An 18662-nucleotide genomic window follows, 5' to 3' on the forward strand; every position below is an offset into this window, starting at 1 on the left:
CAGAATGCAAAAGTAGGAGCTCTCAATGTTCACCAAGCGTCGTTTGATTATTGTCGCTACTGCCGTGGCCTTGCTGTCCGGCTGCGCCTCGCCCAACCCGTATGACAATCAGGGCCAGGCCGACGGTGGCTCCCAGGGCATGAGCAAAACCGCCAAGTACGGTGGACTCGGTGCTCTGGCCGGCGCACTCGCCGGTGCCGCCATCGACCACAACAACCGTGGCAAGGGCGCCTTGATCGGCGCGGCGGTCGTCGGCGCTTCGGCGGCCGGTTACGGCTACTACGCCGACAAGCAGGAAGCCAAACTGCGCGCCAGCATGGCCAACACCGGGGTGGAAGTGCAGCGCCAGGGTGATCAGATCAAACTGATCATGCCGGGCAACATCACCTTCGCCACCGATTCGGCGAACATTGCGTCGAGCTTCTATCAGCCGCTGAACAACCTCGCCAACTCGCTGAAAGAGTTCAATCAGAACCAGATCGAAATCGTCGGTTACACCGACAGCACCGGCAGCCGCCAGCACAACATGGACTTATCCCAGCGTCGTGCGCAGAGCGTGGCGACCTACCTGACCTCGCAAGGTGTCAGCGGCGCCAACCTGTCGGCCCGTGGCGCCGGCCCGGATAATCCGATTGCCAGCAACGGCGACGTCAATGGCCGCGCACAGAACCGTCGGGTTGAGGTCAACCTGAAGGCGATTCCAGGCCAGCAGTATGGTGGTCAGCAGCAACAGCCAGGCACAGTTCAGCAATATCCGTAACTGAAAGCCTGAATGAAGAAATGCCCGGTCCTGTGATCGGGCATTTTTGTGTTTGGCCTGTGCAGGCTCCTTCGCGAGCAAGTCCGCTCCCACATTTTGAAATGCATTCCCCTGTAGGAGTGAGCCTGCTCGCGATGGCGATCAACCAGACACTACAAAACCATCAGATACAAAAAAGCCCCCGGACATCCGAATTGTCCGGGGGCTTTTTGTTTACAGCGAAGACTGATTACTTCTTCAGGCCGTAGTGCTCGTCGAGCATGCCCGGAGCATTCGGGGTCTTCGGTGCGTAGTCACGCGGCGGCTCCTGATCGCGCGGAGGCGTCAGGCGTTCGCGTGGCGACTGCACGGCATCGGCGTGCAGGGCGGCGATCAGGCGCTGGCGGGTCTGCTCGTCCAGGGCCAGACGATTGGCGCCCTCGGCGAGGTGATCCTGCACTTCCTGATAGCTCTGGGTCAGCTTCTTGACCAGAGTTGCAGTGCTGTTGAAGTGGGTGACCACCTCGTTTTGATAACTGTCGAAACGCTCCTGGATATCATCCAGTTGACGCTGCGTGCGGCTCGGCGCCGCGTTTGGCACAACGCGCGCGATCAGGAATCCAATGGCGACACCCACAACCAGGGCAAGAGTCGGTAACAACCAAACTAAGAGCGAGTGTTCCACGAGTCCTTCCTCTATAAACGGCTTTGCTTTACGTTAACGGCTCGAACCTGCGCTGTATACCGCGATTCACTCGCAATAGATTGGCACAGACAATTTGCTAGACGAGTCGACCCGATTCGAGGTCACGGAGTTCCTTCCTTGCTGATGCGTGAAACCCCTGTAGTGATTGCCGGCCCTGTCGGCCAAATCGAAGCACTGTACCTTGACAACGAGCAGCCGCGCGGCATCGCGCTGATTTGTCACCCGAACCCGGTGCAGGGCGGCACCATGCTCAACAAAGTCGTCTCGACCTTGCAGCGCACCGCGCGCGACGCCGGCCTGATTACCTTGCGCTTCAACTATCGCGGCGTCGGCACCAGCGAAGGCGCCCACGACATGGGCACCGGCGAAGTCGATGACGCGCAAGCCGCCGCTGCCTGGCTGCAGGAAAAACACCCGAATCTGCCGCTGACCCTGTTCGGTTTCTCCTTCGGTGGATTTGTTGCAGCAAGTCTCGGCGGCCGTCTCGAAGCCCAAGGCGTGCAGCTCAAGCACCTGTTCATGGTCGCCCCGGCGGTGATGCGTCTTGGCGAGCAGGATCAACTGCCGCAACACGGCGAACTGACGGTGATCCAGCCGGAAACCGACGAAGTCATCGATCCGCAACTGGTTTACGACTGGTCGGAAAAACTCCAGCGCCCCCATGAGCTGCTGAAAGTGGCAGAATGCGGACACTTTTTTCATGGCAAGCTGACCGATCTCAAGGATCTGATCCTGCCGCGTCTCTCGAATTGATTGCAGTCTGACAAGCGATTACCCATGACGAACCGTACCCGTATCCTCACCGGCATCACCACCACCGGCACGCCGCACCTGGGCAACTACGCCGGCGCGATCCGCCCGGCGATTCTCGCCAGCCGCGACAGCAATGCCGACTCGTTCTATTTCCTGGCCGACTACCACGCCCTGATCAAATGCGATGACCCGCTGCGCATTCAGCGCTCGCGTCTGGAAATCGCCGCGACCTGGCTGGCCGGTGGCCTCGATGTCGACCGCGTGACCTTCTACCGCCAGTCCGATATCCCGGAAATCCCCGAGCTGACCTGGCTGCTGACCTGCGTTGCCGCTAAGGGTCTGCTCAACCGCGCGCATGCCTACAAGGCGTCGGTGGACAAGAACGTCGAAAGCGGTGAAGACCCGGATGCCGGTATTACCATGGGTCTCTACAGCTACCCGGTGCTGATGGCGGCGGACATCCTGATGTTCAACGCGCACAAGGTGCCGGTCGGCCGTGACCAGATCCAGCACGTGGAAATGGCCCGCGACATCGGCCAGCGCTTCAACCACCTGTTCGGTCAGGGCAAGGAATTCTTCACCATGCCCGAAGCGCTGATCGAAGAAAGCGTGGCAACGTTGCCGGGCCTCGACGGTCGCAAGATGTCGAAGAGCTACGACAACACCATTCCGTTGTTCTCCAGCGCCAAAGAGATGAAGGACGCGATCTCGCGGATCGTCACCGACTCCAAAGCGCCAGGCGAAGCCAAGGATCCAGACAACTCGCATCTGTTCACCCTGTTCCAAGCCTTCGCCACACCGGCGCAGGCTGACGAGTTCCGCAGCGAATTGTCGGGCGGTCTGGGTTGGGGCGAGGCGAAGAATCGTCTGTTCCAGTTGCTCGACAGCGAACTGGGCGAGGCGCGCGACAAGTACCACCAGTTGATCGAGCGTCCGGCAGACCTGGAAGACATCCTGCAGATCGGCGCGAAAAAGGCCCGTGCCGTCGCGACGCCATTCCTCAACGAACTGCGCGAAGCCGTTGGCCTGCGTTCTTTCTTCAATCAGGTGCAGGTGGCGGCGACCACCAAGAAAAAAGCCGCGAAAGCTGCACGCTTCGTCAGCTTCCGTGAGGACGACGGCAGCTTCCGTTTCCGTCTGCTGGCGGCCGATGGCGAACAACTGCTGTTGTCGCGCAACTTTGCCGACGGAAAAACCGCTGGCCAGGTGACCAAACAACTGCAATCGGGTCAGGCGCTGGATGTACGCAGCGAAGACCTGAGCTTCAGCGTATGGCTGGAAGGCGAGTGCGTCGGCGACAGCCCGGCGTTCGCCGACGTGGCTGCGCGCGATGCGGCCATCGAGGCGCTGCGCGTTGCGCTGACCCCGGTTCAGGACTAATCGGCGGCGCGGCCCGACCAAGGGCCGATTGCCATTCCCACGGGCCGTCGCTACAGTGACGGCCCGTTTTTGTTGCCTTGCTAACGAATTATGACGCCCCTAGAACGATACCAAGCTGATCTGAAACGCCCGGACTTCTTCCACGATGCCGCGCAGGAAACCGCTGTGCGTCATTTGCAGCGTCTGTACGAGGATCTGATCGCCGCCGATCAGAACAAGCCGGGCCTGCTGAGCAAGCTGTTCGGTAAAAAAGATCAGAGCCCGGTCAAGGGCCTGTACTTCTGGGGCGGCGTCGGTCGCGGCAAGACTTACCTGGTCGACACCTTCTTCGAAGCGCTGCCGTTCAAGGAAAAGACCCGCACCCACTTCCACCGCTTCATGAAGCGTGTGCACGAAGAGATGAAAACTCTCGGCGGCGAGAAAAACCCGCTGACCATCATCGCCAAGCGTTTTGCGACTGAGTCGCGAGTCATCTGCTTCGATGAATTCTTCGTCTCCGACATCACCGACGCGATGATCCTCGGCACGCTGATGGAAGAGCTGTTCAAGAATGGCGTGACCCTGGTCGCGACCTCGAACATTGTTCCAGACGGTTTGTACAAGGACGGTTTGCAACGTGCGCGCTTCCTGCCGGCGATCGCATTGATCAAGCAGAACACCGAGATCGTCAACGTCGACAGTGGCGTCGATTACCGTCTGCGTCACCTCGAGCAAGCGGAACTGTTCCACTTTCCGCTCGACGAGGCGGCTCACGAAAGCCTGCGCAAGAGCTTCAAGGCACTGACACCGGAGTGCACGGCGGCAGTGGAAAACGATGTGCTGATCATCGAAAACCGCGAAATCCGCGCCCTGCGCACGTGCGACGACGTGGCCTGGTTCGACTTCCGCGAACTGTGCGACGGCCCACGCAGCCAGAACGACTACATCGAGCTGGGCAAGATCTTCCACGCCGTACTGCTCAGCGGTGTCGAGCAGATGAGCGTCACCACCGACGACATCGCCCGACGCTTCATCAACATGGTCGACGAGTTCTACGATCGCAACGTCAAGCTGATCATATCTGCCGAAGTCGAGTTGAAAGACCTGTATACCGGCGGACGCCTGACGTTCGAGTTCCAGCGCACGCTGAGCCGTCTGCTGGAGATGCAATCCCACGAATTCCTGTCGCGGGCGCACAAGCCTTAAACAGCTTTCGGCAAATGAAAAGGGCCTGCAATTGCAGGCCCCTTTTTTATGCGCCGGGTAATCAGGCAGCCTGCTGAAACTGCTGCCGATACTGGTTCGGCGACAGCTCCGTGTGCTGGCGGAACAGCCGCGCAAAGAAGCTCGCATCGTCGTAACCGACCTCGTAACTGATGGTCTTGATGCTCTTGCGGCTGCCGGACAGCAGACCCTTGGCCGTCTCGATGCGCAGGCGTTGCAGGTAATGCAGTGGCTTGTCGCCGGTGGCGGTCTGGAAGCGGCGCATGAAGTTGCGGATGCTCATGCCGTGCTCGCGGGCGACGTCTTCGAAGCGGAATTTATCGGCGAAGTGCTCTTCGAGCCAATGCTGGATCTGCAGGATGATCACGTCCTGATGCAGCTTCTGGCCACCAAAACCGATACGTCCCGGCGAATAACTGCGCTGCACTTCGTAGAGAATGTCGCGTGCTACGGCTTGCGCGACGTTGGCTCCGCAGAAGCGCTCGATCAAGTAGATGTACAGGTCGCACGCCGACGTGGTGCCGCCGGCGCAGTACAGATTGTCGGCGTCGGTCAGGTGCTTGTCCTGATTCAGATAAACCTTCGGGAAGCGCTCGGCGAAGGCGTTGAAGAAGCGCCAGTAGGTGGTCGCTTCCTTGCCATTGAGCAGGCCGGCCTCGGCCAGCCAGAACACCCCGGTGGCCTCGCCGCAGAGCACCGCGCCGCGCGCGTGCTGCTCGCGCAGCCACGGCAGGACTTGTGGATAACGGCCGCACAGCGTGTCGAAATCGTCCCAGAACGCTGGAAGGATAATTACATCGGCGTTTTCCAGACCGCCATCTACTGGCATGACCACGTCACTGAAACTGTTCACTGGTCTGCCGTCGGGGCTGACCAGGCGCGTTTCGAACGCCGGTGTCAGGCCGTGGCCCAGTTGTTTGCCGTAACGCAGGCTGGCCAGATGGAAGAAATCCTTGGCTTGCATGAGAGTGGAAGCGAAAACCCGGTCAATTGCCAGGATGCTGACGCGCCGCAAGGGCGTGGAGACTTGCTTGGACATAATTCAACTTTTGTTTTGTTTTTATAAGGGAAAGTGGTCACCAGACGGCTGGATCGTCTTATTTTTTGTCGGATGTGTCCAGTGTCCTGTATCGGGGGTGGGGCTTAGTCTCTGAAGGTCACATCCCTCCAACAAGAAAGAAAGGTGCCGCATGATCCCCAGAACCTTGTTCAGCCCCGAGCACGAATTGTTCCGCGACAGCGTACGAACCTTCCTCGAGAAAGAGGCGGTGCCGTTCCATTCGCAATGGGAGAAACAAGGCTACATCGACCGCAAACTGTGGAACAAGGCAGGCGAGGCGGGGATGCTCTGCTCGCATTTGCCGGAAGAATACGGCGGGCTGGGCGCGGACTTTCTGTACAGCGCTGTGGTGATCGAAGAGGTCGGCCGGTTGGGCCTGACCGGCATCGGTTTCTCGCTGCATTCGGACATCGTCGCGCCTTACATCCTGCATTACGGAAGTGAAGCGCTGAAGCACAAATACCTGCCGAAACTGGTGTCCGGCGAGATGGTCACGGCCATTGCGATGACGGAACCGGGCGCCGGTTCCGACCTGCAAGGGGTCAAGACCACTGCCGTGCTGGACGGTGACGAGTACGTGATCAATGGCTCGAAAACCTTCATCACCAACGGCTTTCTCGCCGATCTGGTGATCGTCGTCGCCAAGACCGATCCGAAAGCGGGCGCCAAGGGCACCAGCCTGTTTCTGGTCGAAGCGAATACGCCGGGCTTCGACAAGGGCAAGCGTCTGGAGAAGGTCGGGATGAAGGCCCAGGACACCTCGGAATTGTTCTTCCAGGACGTGCGTGTGCCAAAGGAAAACCTGCTGGGGCAGGCCGGCGCAGGCTTCGCCTATCTGATGCAGGAGTTGCCGCAGGAGCGTTTGACTGTGGCGATTGGCGGGCTGGCGTCAGCCGAAGCGGCGCTGCAATGGACACTCGATTACACACGCGATCGCAAGGCGTTCGGCAAGGCGATTGCCGACTTCCAGAACACTCGCTTCAAGCTGGCGGAGATGGCCACTGAAATTCAAATCGGCCGGGTGTTCGTCGACAAATGTCTGGAACTGCACCTGCAAGGTAAGCTCGATGTGCCGACGGCGGCAATGGCCAAGTACTGGGGCACGGATCTGCAATGCAAAGTGCTCGACGAATGCGTGCAATTGCATGGTGGCTACGGCTTTATGTGGGAATACCCGGTGGCCCGGGCGTGGGCAGATGCGCGCGTGCAGCGGATTTATGCCGGCACCAATGAAATCATGAAGGAGATCATTGCGCGTTCGCTGTAGGTTTTCGGCGGCTGTCAGACCGCTATCGCGAGCAGGCTCACTCCTACAGGGGAACGCATTCCAAAAGTAGGAGTGAGCCTGCTCGCGAAGCTTTTAGCGGCTGATCACGGTGCCGGGTTCGGATGATCCTTGTGAATCGCCTCGATTCCCGCCAGCACTTCATCGGAAAGTTTCAGATCAAAACTGGCAATGTTGCTGTCCAGTTGCTCAAGCGTCGTCGCCCCGATGATGTTGCTGGTGACGAACGGTTGCTGAGTGACAAAGGCCAGCGCCATTTGCGCCGGATCCAGACCGTGTTCACGGGCCAGTGCCACATAACGGCTGCAGGCGGCTTCCGATTGCGCGTTGAAATAGCGGCTGAAGCGGCTGTAGAGGCTCAGGCGACCTTTTGCCGGGCGCGCACCACCCTCGTACTTGCCGGAGAGGAAGCCGAACGCCAGCGGCGAATAGGCGAGCAAGCCGCATTGTTCGCGGATGGCGATTTCTGCCAGACCGACTTCAAAGCTGCGGTTGAGCAGGTTGTACGGATTCTGGATCGACACCGCGCGCGGCCAGCCACGGGCCTCAGCCAGGGCGAGGAAGCGCATGGTGCCCCACGGCGTCTCATTGGACAGGCCGATGTGGCGAATCTTGCCGGCCTTCACTTGCTCGTCGAGGGCTTCGAGGGTGTCTTCCAGCGGCGTCAGGTTGGCTTCGATCTTATGCTTGTAGCCCAGCTGTCCGAAAAAGTTGGTGCTGCGCTCAGGCCAGTGCAATTGATAAAGATCGATGTAATCGGTCTGCAGGCGCTTGAGGCTGCCATCGACGGCTTCGGTGATGTGCTGGCGGTTGTGGCGCAGGTTTTTGTCGCGGATGTAGTCGATGGTGTTGCCGGGGCCGGCGATTTTGCTGGCAAGGATCCAGTCGGCGCGGTCGCCGCGACTTTTGAAGTAATTGCCGATGTAACGCTCGGTGGTGGCGTAGGTTTCGGCTTTCGGCGGCACCGGGTACATCTCGGCGGTGTCGATGAAATTGATCCCGGCCTCTTTGGCCCGCTCGATCTGCGCGAAGGCTTCAGCTTCAGTGTTTTGCTCGCCCCAGGTCATGGTGCCGAGGCAGATTGCACTCACGTTCAGGTCGGTACGGCCTAGCTGGCGATAGTCCATCAGGTGCTCCTTGGGCAAAACAAGCATAAAAGCAGGTTGAAATTTTTTTCGCAATCTGCATAATTGCCGACCTCTTTCTGCAGTGGAAGTGATGCGCCGCCGCCGAAGAATCTTGCCGTTGAACGGACGCGCCGACCCGAGCCCCCGAAAGCGTCTGTATCCGGCTGCCTTTGACTTGTCAAAGTACGCACTATTCAGTAAGATCCGCCGTCTTATTTACAGGCGGCCCCTGAGGCTATAAAGAATGAAAACTTTTACTGCTAAACCGGAAACAGTAAAGCGCGACTGGTTTGTCGTCGACGCTGCTGGTCAGACCCTGGGTCGTCTGGCCACCGAAATCGCGAGCCGTCTGCGTGGCAAGCACAAGCCTGAGTACACTCCTCACGTTGACACCGGCGACTACATCGTCGTAATCAACGCCGAGCAGATCCGTGTTACCGGCGCTAAAACCACTGACAAAATGTACTACTCCCACTCCGGTTTCCCGGGCGGCATCAAGTCGATCAACTTTGAAAAGCTGATCGCCAAGGCCCCTGAGCGCGTGATCGAGACCGCGGTTAAAGGCATGCTGCCTAAAAACCCACTGGGTCGCGACATGTACCGTAAGCTGAAAGTCTATGCGGGCGCTGCACACCCTCATACTGCTCAGCAGCCCCAAGAACTGAAGATTTAACGGAATAGTTCATTATGTCGGCGACTCAAAATTACGGCACTGGCCGTCGCAAGACCGCAACCGCACGCGTTTTCCTGCGTCCGGGTACTGGTAACATCTCCATCAACAACCGCTCCCTGGACTCGTTCTTCGGCCGCGAAACTGCCCGCATGGTAGTTCGTCAGCCGCTGGAACTGACCGAGACTGTCGAGAAGTTCGACATCTACGTCACTGTCATCGGCGGTGGTGTAAGTGGTCAAGCTGGCGCAATCCGCCACGGTATCACTCGCGCTCTGATGGACTACGACGAAACCCTGCGTAGCGCTCTGCGCAAAGCTGGCTTCGTTACTCGCGACGCCCGTGAAGTTGAACGTAAGAAAGTTGGTCTGCGTAAAGCGCGTAAGCGTCCGCAGTACTCGAAGCGTTAATTTCGCTTCCACGTTCAAAAAGAACGCCCGATTCCTCACGGAACCGGGCGTTTTTTTATGCCTGCGATTTATCAAAAGAATTGCGCTGTGACAACTTGCCACATTCGTAGACCCCCTATACTGCAAGGCTTGAGGGTAAGAGCTCCGGGTAATTCCCTTGTCAGAATTGGGGCTTTTCATTACCATCTCGGCAAAATTTTTATAAGTAACATTGATTTATTTAGTAGATGCCTGATTTAACAGGCCACAAAGCTGATGGGAGAGGACTGAATGAGCAATGACGGCGTGAATGCAGGCCGGCGTCGCTTCTTGGTAGCAGCCACATCCGTGGTGGGTGCTGCAGGAGCGGTGGGGGCTGCGGTCCCGTTCGTGGGGTCATGGTTTCCCAGTGCCAAGGCGAAAGCCGCTGGTGCACCGGTGAAAGTGAATGTCAGCAAGATCGAGCCAGGACAGCAGATGATTGCTGAGTGGCGCGGCCAGCCGGTATTCATTGTCCGCCGTACTGCGGAAATCCTGGGGAATCTCAAGAAGATCGAGGGCCAGCTCTCCGATCCAACTTCGAAAAACTCCACGCAACCCACCTATGTCGACCCTGAAGTGCGATCGATCAAGCCGGAAATTCTGCTGCTGATCGGGATCTGCACACACTTGGGTTGCTCTCCGACCTTCCGTCCCGAAGTGGCACCTGCGGATCTGGGTAAAGACTGGGTAGGCGGTTATTTCTGCCCTTGCCACGGTTCCCACTACGATCTGGCTGGCCGCGTCTACAAGTCGCAACCTGCGCCTTTGAACCTGCCAGTTCCCCCGCATTCCTATGAGACCGATGACCTGATTGTCATTGGCGTCGATACGGAGAAAGCGTGATGAGCAAGTTCATGGATTGGGTTGATGCGCGCTTTCCCGCCACCAAGATGTGGGAAGACCATCTCAGCAAGTATTACGCTCCAAAAAACTTCAACTTCTTCTACTTCTTCGGCTCGCTGGCCCTGCTGGTGCTGGTCAACCAGATCGTCACCGGCGTCTGGCTGACGATGAGCTACACCCCGTCGGCAGAAGAAGCGTTTGCCTCTGTCGAATACATCATGCGCGACGTCGAGTACGGCTCGATCCTGCGTCTGCTGCACTCGACCGGCGCCTCGGCGTTCTTCATCGTCGTTTATCTGCACATGTTCCGTGGCTTGCTCTACGGTTCGTACCAGAAACCACGTGAACTGGTCTGGGTGTTCGGCATGCTGATCTACCTGGCGCTGATGGCCGAAGCCTTCATGGGTTATCTGTTGCCGTGGGGCCAGATGTCCTACTGGGGCGCCCAAGTGATCATCTCGCTGTTCGGCGCGATTCCAGTCATCGGCAACGACCTGACTCAGTGGATTCGTGGTGACTACCTGATTTCCGGGATCACCCTGAACCGCTTCTTCGCCCTGCACGTCGTGGCTCTGCCAATCGTGATTCTCGGTCTGGTGGTGCTGCACATTCTGGCGCTGCATGAAGTGGGTTCGAACAACCCTGATGGCGTCGACATCAAGAAGCACAAAGACGAGAACGGCATCCCGCTGGATGGCATTGCCTTCCACCCGTACTACACCGTGAAAGACATTGTCGGTGTCGTGGTATTCCTGTTTATCTTCTGCTTTATCGTGTTCTTCTTCCCGGAAATGGGCGGCTACTTCCTCGAAAAACCGAACTTCGAGCAAGCCAACCCCTTCAAGACGCCTGAGCATATTGCGCCGGTCTGGTACTTCACACCGTTCTACGCAATCCTGCGTGCAGTTCCTGACAAACTCATGGGCGTTATCGCCATGGGCGCGGCGATTGCGGTGCTGTTCGTGCTGCCGTGGCTCGACCGCAGTCCGGTCAAGTCGATGCGCTATAAAGGCTGGATGAGCAAAATCTGGCTGGTGGTGTTCTGCATTTCCTTCGTGATCCTCGGCATTCTCGGTGTTCTGGCGCCGACTCCGGAGCGCACGTTGCTGTCGCAGGTGTGTACTTTCCTGTACTTCGCCTACTTCATTCTGATGCCTTTCTACACCAGGCTCGAGAAGACCAAACCGGTTCCGGAAAGGGTGACTGGCTGATGAAAAAGTTATTTTTTGCTCTGATTTTTGCTGCGCTGCCAGTCCTGTCTTTTGCTGCTGAGCATGGTGGTCCGGAACTGGAAAAAGTCGATATCGACGTCTCCGACAAAGCCGCTCTGCAGGATGGCGCGCGTACCTTTGCCAACTATTGCATGGGTTGCCACAGTGCCAAGTTCCAGCGTTACGAGCGTGTTGCCGATGACTTGGGTATCCCGCACGAACTGATGCTGGAAAAACTGGTGTTCACTGGGGCCAAGATCGGCGATCACATGAACATCGGCATGCAGCCGGCCGACGCCAAGACCTGGTTCGGTGCGGCGCCGCCGGATCTGACGCTGGTGGCGCGGGTTCGCGGTACCGACTGGCTCTACGGCTACCTGCGTTCGTTCTACGAAGATCCGGCGCGTCCATGGGGCGTGAACAACAAGGTCTTCCCGAACGTCGGCATGCCTAACGTTCTGGTCGGCCTGCAGGGTCGTCAGGTGGTCGGCTGCAAGCAGGTGCAGATCGTTGAAGATGGCAAGAAGCAATATGATCCGCTGACCGGTACGCCGCTGACTCATGAGGCGTGCGATCAGCTGACCATCGTGCCGAAGTCCGGTGCTCTGAATGCAGAGCAGTTCGATGAGAAGGTCAAGAATCTGGTAACCTTCCTGGCTTACTCGGCTAACCCGGTTAAGCTGCAACATCAGCGCATCGGTACTTACGTCTTGCTGTACCTGGCGTTCTTCTTTGTGTTCGCCTACCTGCTCAAGCGTGAATACTGGAAAGACGTGCACTGATACGCTTCAAGCATTGCTGTTAATCGCGCGCGCCCAAGGGCGTCTCCGATAACGCAGCGTCTGGTCAGCCAGATGTGCGGGAGGCGCCCTCTGGGCGCGCGCGTTTTTCCGGTTCCAATCATTTCAACAAGCGAGGAGGATCGCCATGGGCGTGACCAATCGGTTGGCCTGTTACTCCGACCCCGCCGACCACTATTCCCACCGAGTGCGCATCGTGCTTGCAGAGAAGGGTGTCAGCGCCGAAATCATTTATGTGGAGGCTGGTCGTCAGCCGCCTAAACTGATTGAGGTGAACCCTTACGGCAGTCTGCCCACGCTGGTCGATCGCGACCTGGCGTTGTGGGAGTCGACCGTCGTGATGGAGTATCTGGATGAGCGTTACCCGCATCCGCCATTGATGCCGGTTTACCCGGTGGCGCGTGCCAACAGCCGACTGCTGATTCACCGTATTCAGCGCGACTGGTGTGGTCTGGTGGATCTGATTCTGGATCCCAAGTCCAAGGAAGCTGCGCGTGTCGTGGCGCGTAAGGAATTGCGTGAAAGCCTGACCGGCGTGTCGCCGCTGTTTGCCGACAAGCCGTTTTTCCTCAGTGAGGAACAAAGTCTGGTGGATTGCTGCCTATTGCCAATACTCTGGCGTTTGCCGATTTTGGGTATTGAACTGCCGCGGCCGGCCAAGCCGCTGCTTGATTATATGGAGCGCCAGTTTGCGCGTGAGGCTTTCCAGGCGAGTCTGTCTGGTGTCGAACGCGACATGCGCTAAGGCTTAAGGAGCCGCTATGAACTCCAGTCGACCTTATCTGGTCCGCGCGCTCTACGAGTGGATTGTGGATAACGATTGCACCCCGCACATGCTGGTCAATTCCGAGTACCCGGCAGTGCAGGTGCCACAGGGTTTCGCCAGTGACGGGCAGATTGTCCTGAACATTTCGCCTAGCGCCGTGCGTCACTTGCACATGGACAACGACGTAGTGACCTTCGAAGGTCGCTTCGGTGGCGTTCCGCACAGTCTGTACGTACCGATCGCTGCGATTCTCGGGATCTACGCCCGGGAAAACGGTCAGGGCATGGTGTTTGATCTCGAGTCGCCGATGGATGACGAGGACGAGATCGAGCCGGATGACGACTTGCCGCCACCGGACAGCGAGCCGCCGCGACCAAGCGGCCGGCCAAGTCTCAAAGTGGTGAAGTAATAAAAAAGGCGATCCGGATGGATCGCCTTTTTTGTGTCTGTTCGTTGCGTATCAGTCGATGTACTCGAACAGCTTCACAATCTTCTGCACACCGGAGACGCCCTGAACCAGGTTGGTCGCCTGAGTGGCTTCCTGTTTGGTCAGCAGGCCGAGCAGATAAACGATGCCGTTCTCGGTCACCACCTTGATGCGCGAGCCGGGAATACTGGCGTCGGTGAGCATCTGGGTTTTGATTTTGGTGGTCAGCCAAGCGTCGTTCTGGCGGGCCAGTAGAGAGGAGGGCTGCAGCACTTGCAGTTCGTTGTGCACCTTCTTCACGCGCTGCACGTTGGCGGCGGCCTGTTCGGCTTTGGCCTTGAGGTCTTCGCGCGGGGTCTGGCCGGCCAGCAGCACGACGCCGTTGAAACTGGTGACGACGATGTGCGAATCGTTGTCCAGGGCCGGGTCGGCTTTGGCGACGTTGACGCCCACTTTGGTTTCGATCAGCGAGTCATCGATCTTGCTGCCGAAGGTACGGGTACCGCGGTCATCTTCAATCGGTGCTTCACGGCTGGCGTTTACCACCGAGGTGCAGCCGCTGATGCCCAGGCACAGGGTCAAGGCCAGAAGGCCAAGGCGATTAGGGGTCATTCTTCACTCCCGAACAATTGGCTGTCGATCAGATCGCAGAGGCAATGGATCGCCAGCAGATGGACTTCCTGAATACGTGCAGTGACGTTGGCCGGTACGCGAATCTCGACGTCCTCGGGCAACAGCAGCGACGCCATGCCGCCGCCGTCGCGTCCGGTCAATGCTACGACAATCATTTCGCGATCATGTGCGGCCTGGATCGCTTGAATAATGTTTGCCGAGTTACCGCTGGTCGAAATCGCCAGCAATACATCGCCCGGCTGGCCGAGTGCGCGAATCTGCTTGGAGAAGATTTCGTTGTAGCTGTAGTCGTTGGCGATCGAGGTGATCGTCGAGCTGTCGGTGGTCAGGGCAATGGCCGGCAGGCTCGGGCGCTCGCGCTCGAAGCGATTGAGCAGCTCCGAGGAAAAGTGCTGGGCGTCGCCGGCAGAGCCGCCGTTGCCGCACGAAAGCATTTTGCCCTCGTTGAGCAGGGCGTTGACCATGATCTGGCTGGCCTGCTCGATGTGCGGTGCAAGTACGTCCATCGCCTGTTGCTTGGTGTCGATACTGGCCTGGAAAAGCTGGCGAATTCGGGATTGCATGTCCATCTGTGTGACCTTAAGTAGCGCGGCTGTTCAGCACATGAATGTGCAGCCCGCAAAGCAAAGAGCAAAAGTTGTCGGGTGAAATTGTCCGGATCGGGTGCAGGCGATCAACTGTCGAAAGCATTCTGCAACCAGTTCAGCTGATTCGGATGGCTGTCGATGGCCACCACGTCGAAGCGGCAGGGGGAATTGGCCCAACGCGACTCGCGCTGAAGAAAATACTGTGCAGCGAAAATCAGTTTCTGCTGTTTGCGCTCATCGATGCTAGCGAGCGCGCCACCCCATTGGGTGTTTTTTCTGTAGCGGACTTCAACGAATACTACTGTATCGCCATCAAGCATGACCAGATCAAGCTCGCCGCGTTTGCATAACCAGTTCTGCGCCAGCAGGCGCAGACCCTGGGCTTGCAGATGCTCGAGCGCCTGACGCTCGGCATCCTTGCCGCTTTGCGAGCGTGACCTGTCGGGCATCAGCGAGGAGTGTCCGGCAGGCGCTGAACCTGACCACTGACGAACTGCGCCCAAGGCAACTGACGTACAACGCGCTGGGTCTGGGTCATGCCGAGGCTGCCCGATTCACCGTCAATGCGGCTGTCCGGCAGGGCTTTGAGCTGGCCCAGACGCGGTGCCAGTCGATAGGCGTCCACGCCCATGGCATACAGGCGGCCGAGGCTGCCTGCCGCTTGCGGCCACTGTGCTACCACTTGCTGACGCAGTGGGTCGCTGGTTTCCAGCAGCCATGGGGTTTCGCAGAAGCGAATGCCGTTCATGTCGTTGTACTGGTTCACGTCGCCGCTGGCGCTGTACACGTGGGAGGTCGCGTAAACCGGAACGTCACCGGCGTACTGGAAGTTCAGGGTTGGTTTGATCTGTTGCGCCTGTTGCGGGGTCGCAGCGAGGAAGATGAACTCGATGTCCTGACGACGCGAAGGCTGTGCGGCAACGTTGGTGCCGGCCGCGTTCTGCAGGCTCTTGGCACGGGCTTCACTTTGGCGCAGCTGGAACATGTCGGCGATCTGCTGAGCCAGTTGCACGGGCTGATCAACACGTTCGGTGGCAACGATGCTGCCACCATTGGCTTGCCAGTCCTGGCTGAACGCACGCAACACACGGTCGCCCCATTCGCCTTTCGGCACCATGATGGCGGCGCGGTGCAGGCCATCGGCACGAGCGCGACGGGACACTTCACGAGCTTCGTCTTCAGCGGCCAGGCCAAACTGGAACAATTGCGCCGGGCCTTGATCGCCTTCGCTGTAGTTCAGCGCCAGCGTGGTGATCGGCAATTGCGGACGAGTGCTCAGTTGTTTGACCAGCGGTTTTTCCAGCGGACCGACGACCAGTTGCACGCCATCAGCCTGGGCCTTGCGATAGAACTCGTCCATCGAAGTCAGTTTCGAGCTGTCGTAAAACTGGATGGCTGGCGGTTGCTGACCGGCCTGTTGGGCCTGGTAGTGCGCCGCCATGAAACCTTCGCGCAGCGCTTTGCCGACCGAGGCCAATGGGCCGTCTTGCGGCAGCAACAGGGCGATTTTGCTCAGTGGCTGGCTCGCCAGCTCCTTGAGTTTGGTCAGCGGCAACGGCAGGTTGATCGCGGCCGGGTGCTTTGGATTCTGTTTGCGCCAGTTGTCGATCGCGGCTTGTTGCTGCTCCAGCGTACCAGCCGTTTTCACGGCCATCGCCAGACCCATCCAGCCGCCGAGGTCATCGGTGGTATTGGGTTGCAGTTGATCGGTCGGCAGCGAGGCGATCAGCGTCCAGATCGCTTCGTGGTTCTTGCTCGCGGCTTCGCCTTGCAGCATCGGTGCAATGAAGATGCGCTCGCGGGCGGCAGCCAGTGTCTGGCCATCGGCTTCAAGGGCGCGGGCGTGAACGGTGCCGGTGCGTACTTGCTGCTCTTCAGGCATTTCACCCAAATGTTGCAGGCTTGGGTGGCTCAGCGCCGTCAGCGCTGCTTTCGGCTGGTTGCGGGTCATGGCCAGCTCGGCGGACAGGGTGCTGGCAAAAATCTGCTGGCCGGGCTTCAGTTGCTCCATCGGCACTTGTTGCAGGATTTGCGCGGACTGTCCGGCATTGCCCTGACGATAAGCCAGGTCGGCTGCGCTCAGGCGCAACAGGGCGGCTTTTTCCGGCGTCTTCGCCTGGCTGGCCTGTTCGAGCAGTTGCTCGATGCTGGCATCCGGGGTCCGTGGAAGTTCGCCAAGGCTGGAGGAAGGGGAGCTGGCGCAAGCCGCCAACAGGGCAGCGAGGCAGAGGGCAGTGAACAGCCGCAGGCAAGCGATCATGTAAGTGTTCCTGATACTCGATCAAATTAGCGTGGAATTGTACCCAAGCACTGGCCGGGGCGCGATGTTGCTGGCGTGAATCAGTCAATTTAGCTGGAGTAAATGTTGCGGCGCGGCTGGGTTATGCACAAAACCGGGGTGGCCCGGAACGCATCGCAAGCCTCGTGACGCGTTACAATGCCGGCTTTTACCGTTCATGAGGTGTGCGCTTTGACTGCTCCAGGTCCTTCGAATTCCGCTGCTGGCTCGCTTTATGTGGTGGCGACGCCCATCGGCAACCTGGACGACATCAGCGCCCGGGCACTGAAAATTCTCCGTGAAGTGGCATTGATTGCTGCCGAGGACACGCGTCACTCGGCGCGACTGATGCAGCACTTCGGGATTGCCACGCCGCTGGCGGCTTGCCACGAGCACAACGAACGAGATGAAGGTAGCCGCTTTATTACCCGTCTGCTGGCGGGCGATAACGTCGCGTTGATTTCCGATGCCGGCACGCCGCTGATTTCCGATCCAGGCTATCACCTGGTGCGTCAGGCCCGCGCTGCCGGGATCAATGTGGTGCCGGTGCCGGGTGCCTGCGCGCTGATCGCGGCGCTGTCGGCTGCAGGTCTACCGTCCGATCGCTTTATCTTCGAAGGGTTTCTGCCGGCCAAGTCGGTTGGGCGCAAGGCGCGCCTGGAGGCTGTTAAAGAAGAGCCGCGCACACTGATTTTCTACGAAGCCCCGCATCGCATCCTCGAATGTTTGCAAGATATGGAGGCGGTGTTTGGCGGTGAGCGTCAGGCCTTGCTCGCGCGCGAGATCACCAAAACCTTCGAAACGCTCAAGGGCCTGCCGCTGGCCGAGTTGCGTGCGTTCGTCGAGTCCGACAGCAATCAGCAGCGCGGGGAGTGCGTGGTGCTGGTGGCTGGCTGGACGCCGCCGGAGTCGGAAGATGCGGTCAGCAGTGAGGCCATGCGTGTGCTCAATCTGTTGCTCGAAGAGATGCCACTCAAGCGTGCCGCCGCGTTGGCTGCGCAGATCACCGGTGAGCGCAAAAACGTCCTGTACCAGGTCGCGCTGGATAAACAGAAAGACGTGTAAGCCGTCGCCCATAACGGTCTTGAGGCTATTAGCGCTTGTTCTTCGGCCGCTCTGCCGTTAACCTGCGCGGCGGAGAGTCGATCGGACAGTCGCTGCCCTCTATGAAAATTAGGGGGGGGAGGAAAGTCCGGGCTCCATAGGGCGAAGTGCCAGGTAATGCCTGGGAGGCGTGAGCCTACGGAAAGTGCCACAGAAAATAACCGCCTAAGCGCGCAAGCGCCGGTAAGGGTGAAAAGGTGCGGTAAGAGCGCACCGCACGTCTGGCAACAGTTCGTGGCTAGGTAAACCCCACTTGGAGCAAGACCAAATAGGGTCCCAAGGCGTGGCCCGCGCTGGGACCGGGTAGGTTGCTAAAGATGTCCAGTGATGGCCATCGTAGACGAATGACTGTTCAAGACAGAACCCGGCTTACAGATCGACTCTCCACCTTTTTCTTTCCCTGCTTGAATCTAATGGATCAGGGCTGTGTAATATCAGCAGGCCTGCTCTGAAAGTCCGGCAGCGGCAAATGCAGTAATAGCCATTTCCCACCTTGCTTCAATCAACAGCAGAAGCGCTTTTGTAATACCGAAAAAATCTTACTCTTAACAAATCACTTTAACTTTCGAGCGCAGCTTTCAGTGCTGCATCAAGTTATAGGTCGAAAGTATCCGCCAGATTGTCGTTACTCCTCCTTTTATGCTCCTAAATCTCCGTTC

20 protein-coding genes and 1 other RNA gene are annotated in these 18662 nt (G+C 58.6%); 14 read left to right on the top strand and 7 right to left on the bottom strand.

Going from position 1 to position 18662, the window contains the following annotated elements; all coding sequences use genetic code 11:
* Positions 1 to 25: 25 nt before the first annotated feature.
* Positions 26 to 760 (top strand): YiaD family glycine zipper/OmpA-like lipoprotein, encoded by a 735-nt coding sequence (locus F2P67_RS14950; RefSeq protein WP_103306232.1) that lies wholly within the window; start codon positions 26 to 28, stop codon positions 758 to 760.
* Positions 761 to 989: 229 nt separating this feature from the next.
* Here F2P67_RS14950 and F2P67_RS14955 read toward each other — a convergent pair whose 3' ends face one another.
* Positions 990 to 1424: a ZapG family protein gene (locus F2P67_RS14955; RefSeq protein WP_166221244.1), complete on the bottom strand. Its 435-nt coding sequence runs from the start codon at positions 1422 to 1424 to the stop codon at positions 990 to 992.
* Between the two features lie 144 nt (positions 1425 to 1568).
* On the opposite strand from F2P67_RS14955, the gene F2P67_RS14960 reads away from it, so the two are divergent.
* The 3 genes from F2P67_RS14960 (at position 1569) to zapE (ending at position 4763) form a co-directional block, all read left to right on the top strand.
* Positions 1569 to 2198 (top strand): alpha/beta hydrolase, encoded by a 630-nt coding sequence (locus tag F2P67_RS14960; protein WP_166221246.1) that lies wholly within the window; start codon positions 1569 to 1571, stop codon positions 2196 to 2198.
* Between the two features lie 24 nt (positions 2199 to 2222).
* On the top strand, positions 2223 to 3578 hold the full coding sequence (locus tag F2P67_RS14965; RefSeq protein ID WP_166221248.1) for a tryptophan--tRNA ligase: 1356 nt from the start codon (positions 2223 to 2225) through the stop codon (positions 3576 to 3578).
* 90 nt (positions 3579 to 3668) lie between these two features.
* Positions 3669 to 4763, top strand: coding sequence for a cell division protein ZapE (gene zapE / locus F2P67_RS14970; RefSeq protein ID WP_166221250.1), 1095 nt, complete (start codon positions 3669 to 3671; stop codon positions 4761 to 4763).
* 61 nt (positions 4764 to 4824) lie between these two features.
* Here the strand turns inward: zapE and F2P67_RS14975 are convergent, their stop codons facing one another.
* Positions 4825 to 5721: a GlxA family transcriptional regulator gene (locus tag F2P67_RS14975; RefSeq protein WP_178120932.1), complete on the bottom strand. Its 897-nt coding sequence runs from the start codon at positions 5719 to 5721 to the stop codon at positions 4825 to 4827.
* A gap of 250 nt (positions 5722 to 5971) precedes the next feature.
* Here F2P67_RS14975 and F2P67_RS14980 point away from each other — a divergent pair, with 250 nt between their 5' ends.
* Entirely contained in the window at positions 5972 to 7108 is a 1137-nt protein-coding gene (locus F2P67_RS14980) for an acyl-CoA dehydrogenase family protein (RefSeq protein WP_166221254.1), read from the top strand.
* Positions 7109 to 7212: 104 nt separating this feature from the next.
* Here F2P67_RS14980 and F2P67_RS14985 read toward each other — a convergent pair whose 3' ends face one another.
* Positions 7213 to 8253: an NADP(H)-dependent aldo-keto reductase gene (locus tag F2P67_RS14985; RefSeq protein WP_166221256.1), complete on the bottom strand. Its 1041-nt coding sequence runs from the start codon at positions 8251 to 8253 to the stop codon at positions 7213 to 7215.
* Positions 8254 to 8497: 244 nt separating this feature from the next.
* Here F2P67_RS14985 and rplM point away from each other — a divergent pair, with 244 nt between their 5' ends.
* The 7 genes from rplM to F2P67_RS15020 all read left to right on the top strand — a co-directional run bounded on the left by rplM (position 8498) and on the right by F2P67_RS15020 (position 13383).
* On the top strand, positions 8498 to 8926 hold the full coding sequence (gene rplM / locus F2P67_RS14990) for a 50S ribosomal protein L13 (RefSeq protein WP_003228062.1): 429 nt from the start codon (positions 8498 to 8500) through the stop codon (positions 8924 to 8926).
* A 14-nt stretch (positions 8927 to 8940) separates the two neighbouring features.
* Positions 8941 to 9333, top strand: coding sequence for a 30S ribosomal protein S9 (rpsI, locus tag F2P67_RS14995; protein WP_007961615.1), 393 nt, complete (start codon positions 8941 to 8943; stop codon positions 9331 to 9333).
* A gap of 270 nt (positions 9334 to 9603) precedes the next feature.
* Positions 9604 to 10197: a ubiquinol-cytochrome c reductase iron-sulfur subunit gene (petA, locus tag F2P67_RS15000; protein WP_003228055.1), complete on the top strand. Its 594-nt coding sequence runs from the start codon at positions 9604 to 9606 to the stop codon at positions 10195 to 10197.
* A complete protein-coding gene (locus F2P67_RS15005; RefSeq protein WP_096822842.1) occupies positions 10197 to 11408 on the top strand; it encodes a cytochrome b in 1212 nt (403 codons plus the stop codon). Before petA ends, F2P67_RS15005 begins: the two co-directional genes overlap by 1 nt.
* Positions 11408 to 12190, top strand: a complete 783-nt coding sequence (locus F2P67_RS15010; RefSeq protein ID WP_166221258.1) for a cytochrome c1 — start codon at positions 11408 to 11410, stop codon at positions 12188 to 12190. The genes F2P67_RS15005 and F2P67_RS15010 overlap by 1 nt, the downstream gene beginning before the upstream one ends.
* Before the next feature lie 145 nt (positions 12191 to 12335).
* Positions 12336 to 12953: a glutathione S-transferase N-terminal domain-containing protein gene (locus tag F2P67_RS15015; RefSeq protein WP_007961620.1), complete on the top strand. Its 618-nt coding sequence runs from the start codon at positions 12336 to 12338 to the stop codon at positions 12951 to 12953.
* 16 nt (positions 12954 to 12969) lie between these two features.
* On the top strand, positions 12970 to 13383 hold the full coding sequence (locus tag F2P67_RS15020) for a ClpXP protease specificity-enhancing factor (RefSeq protein ID WP_166221260.1): 414 nt from the start codon (positions 12970 to 12972) through the stop codon (positions 13381 to 13383).
* Between the two features lie 51 nt (positions 13384 to 13434).
* Here the strand turns inward: F2P67_RS15020 and F2P67_RS15025 are convergent, their stop codons facing one another.
* From F2P67_RS15025 to F2P67_RS15040, 4 genes are all read right to left on the bottom strand, one after another.
* Complete coding sequence (locus F2P67_RS15025; RefSeq protein ID WP_166221262.1) at positions 13435 to 14013, bottom strand: BON domain-containing protein; 579 nt, start codon at positions 14011 to 14013, stop codon at positions 13435 to 13437.
* Positions 14010 to 14603, bottom strand: a complete 594-nt coding sequence (locus F2P67_RS15030) for a phosphoheptose isomerase (RefSeq protein ID WP_166221264.1) — start codon at positions 14601 to 14603, stop codon at positions 14010 to 14012. Before F2P67_RS15030 ends, F2P67_RS15025 begins: the two co-directional genes overlap by 4 nt.
* A gap of 104 nt (positions 14604 to 14707) precedes the next feature.
* Positions 14708 to 15070 (bottom strand): YraN family protein, encoded by a 363-nt coding sequence (locus tag F2P67_RS15035; protein ID WP_166221265.1) that lies wholly within the window; start codon positions 15068 to 15070, stop codon positions 14708 to 14710.
* Positions 15070 to 16881, bottom strand: a complete 1812-nt coding sequence (locus tag F2P67_RS15040; protein WP_166221267.1) for a penicillin-binding protein activator — start codon at positions 16879 to 16881, stop codon at positions 15070 to 15072. Before F2P67_RS15040 ends, F2P67_RS15035 begins: the two co-directional genes overlap by 1 nt.
* Before the next feature lie 177 nt (positions 16882 to 17058).
* Here F2P67_RS15040 and rsmI point away from each other — a divergent pair, with 177 nt between their 5' ends.
* Together rsmI and rnpB are read left to right on the top strand one after the other, a co-directional pair.
* Complete coding sequence (rsmI, locus tag F2P67_RS15045) at positions 17059 to 17964, top strand: 16S rRNA (cytidine(1402)-2'-O)-methyltransferase (protein WP_166221269.1); 906 nt, start codon at positions 17059 to 17061, stop codon at positions 17962 to 17964.
* Positions 17965 to 18037: 73 nt separating this feature from the next.
* Positions 18038 to 18391, top strand: an RNA gene (rnpB, locus tag F2P67_RS15050) — RNase P RNA component class A.
* Positions 18392 to 18662: the final 271 nt, after the last annotated feature.

This window comes from Pseudomonas atagonensis (assembly GCF_011369485.1).
Classification (GTDB): Bacteria; Pseudomonadota; Gammaproteobacteria; order Pseudomonadales; family Pseudomonadaceae; genus Aquipseudomonas; species Aquipseudomonas atagonensis.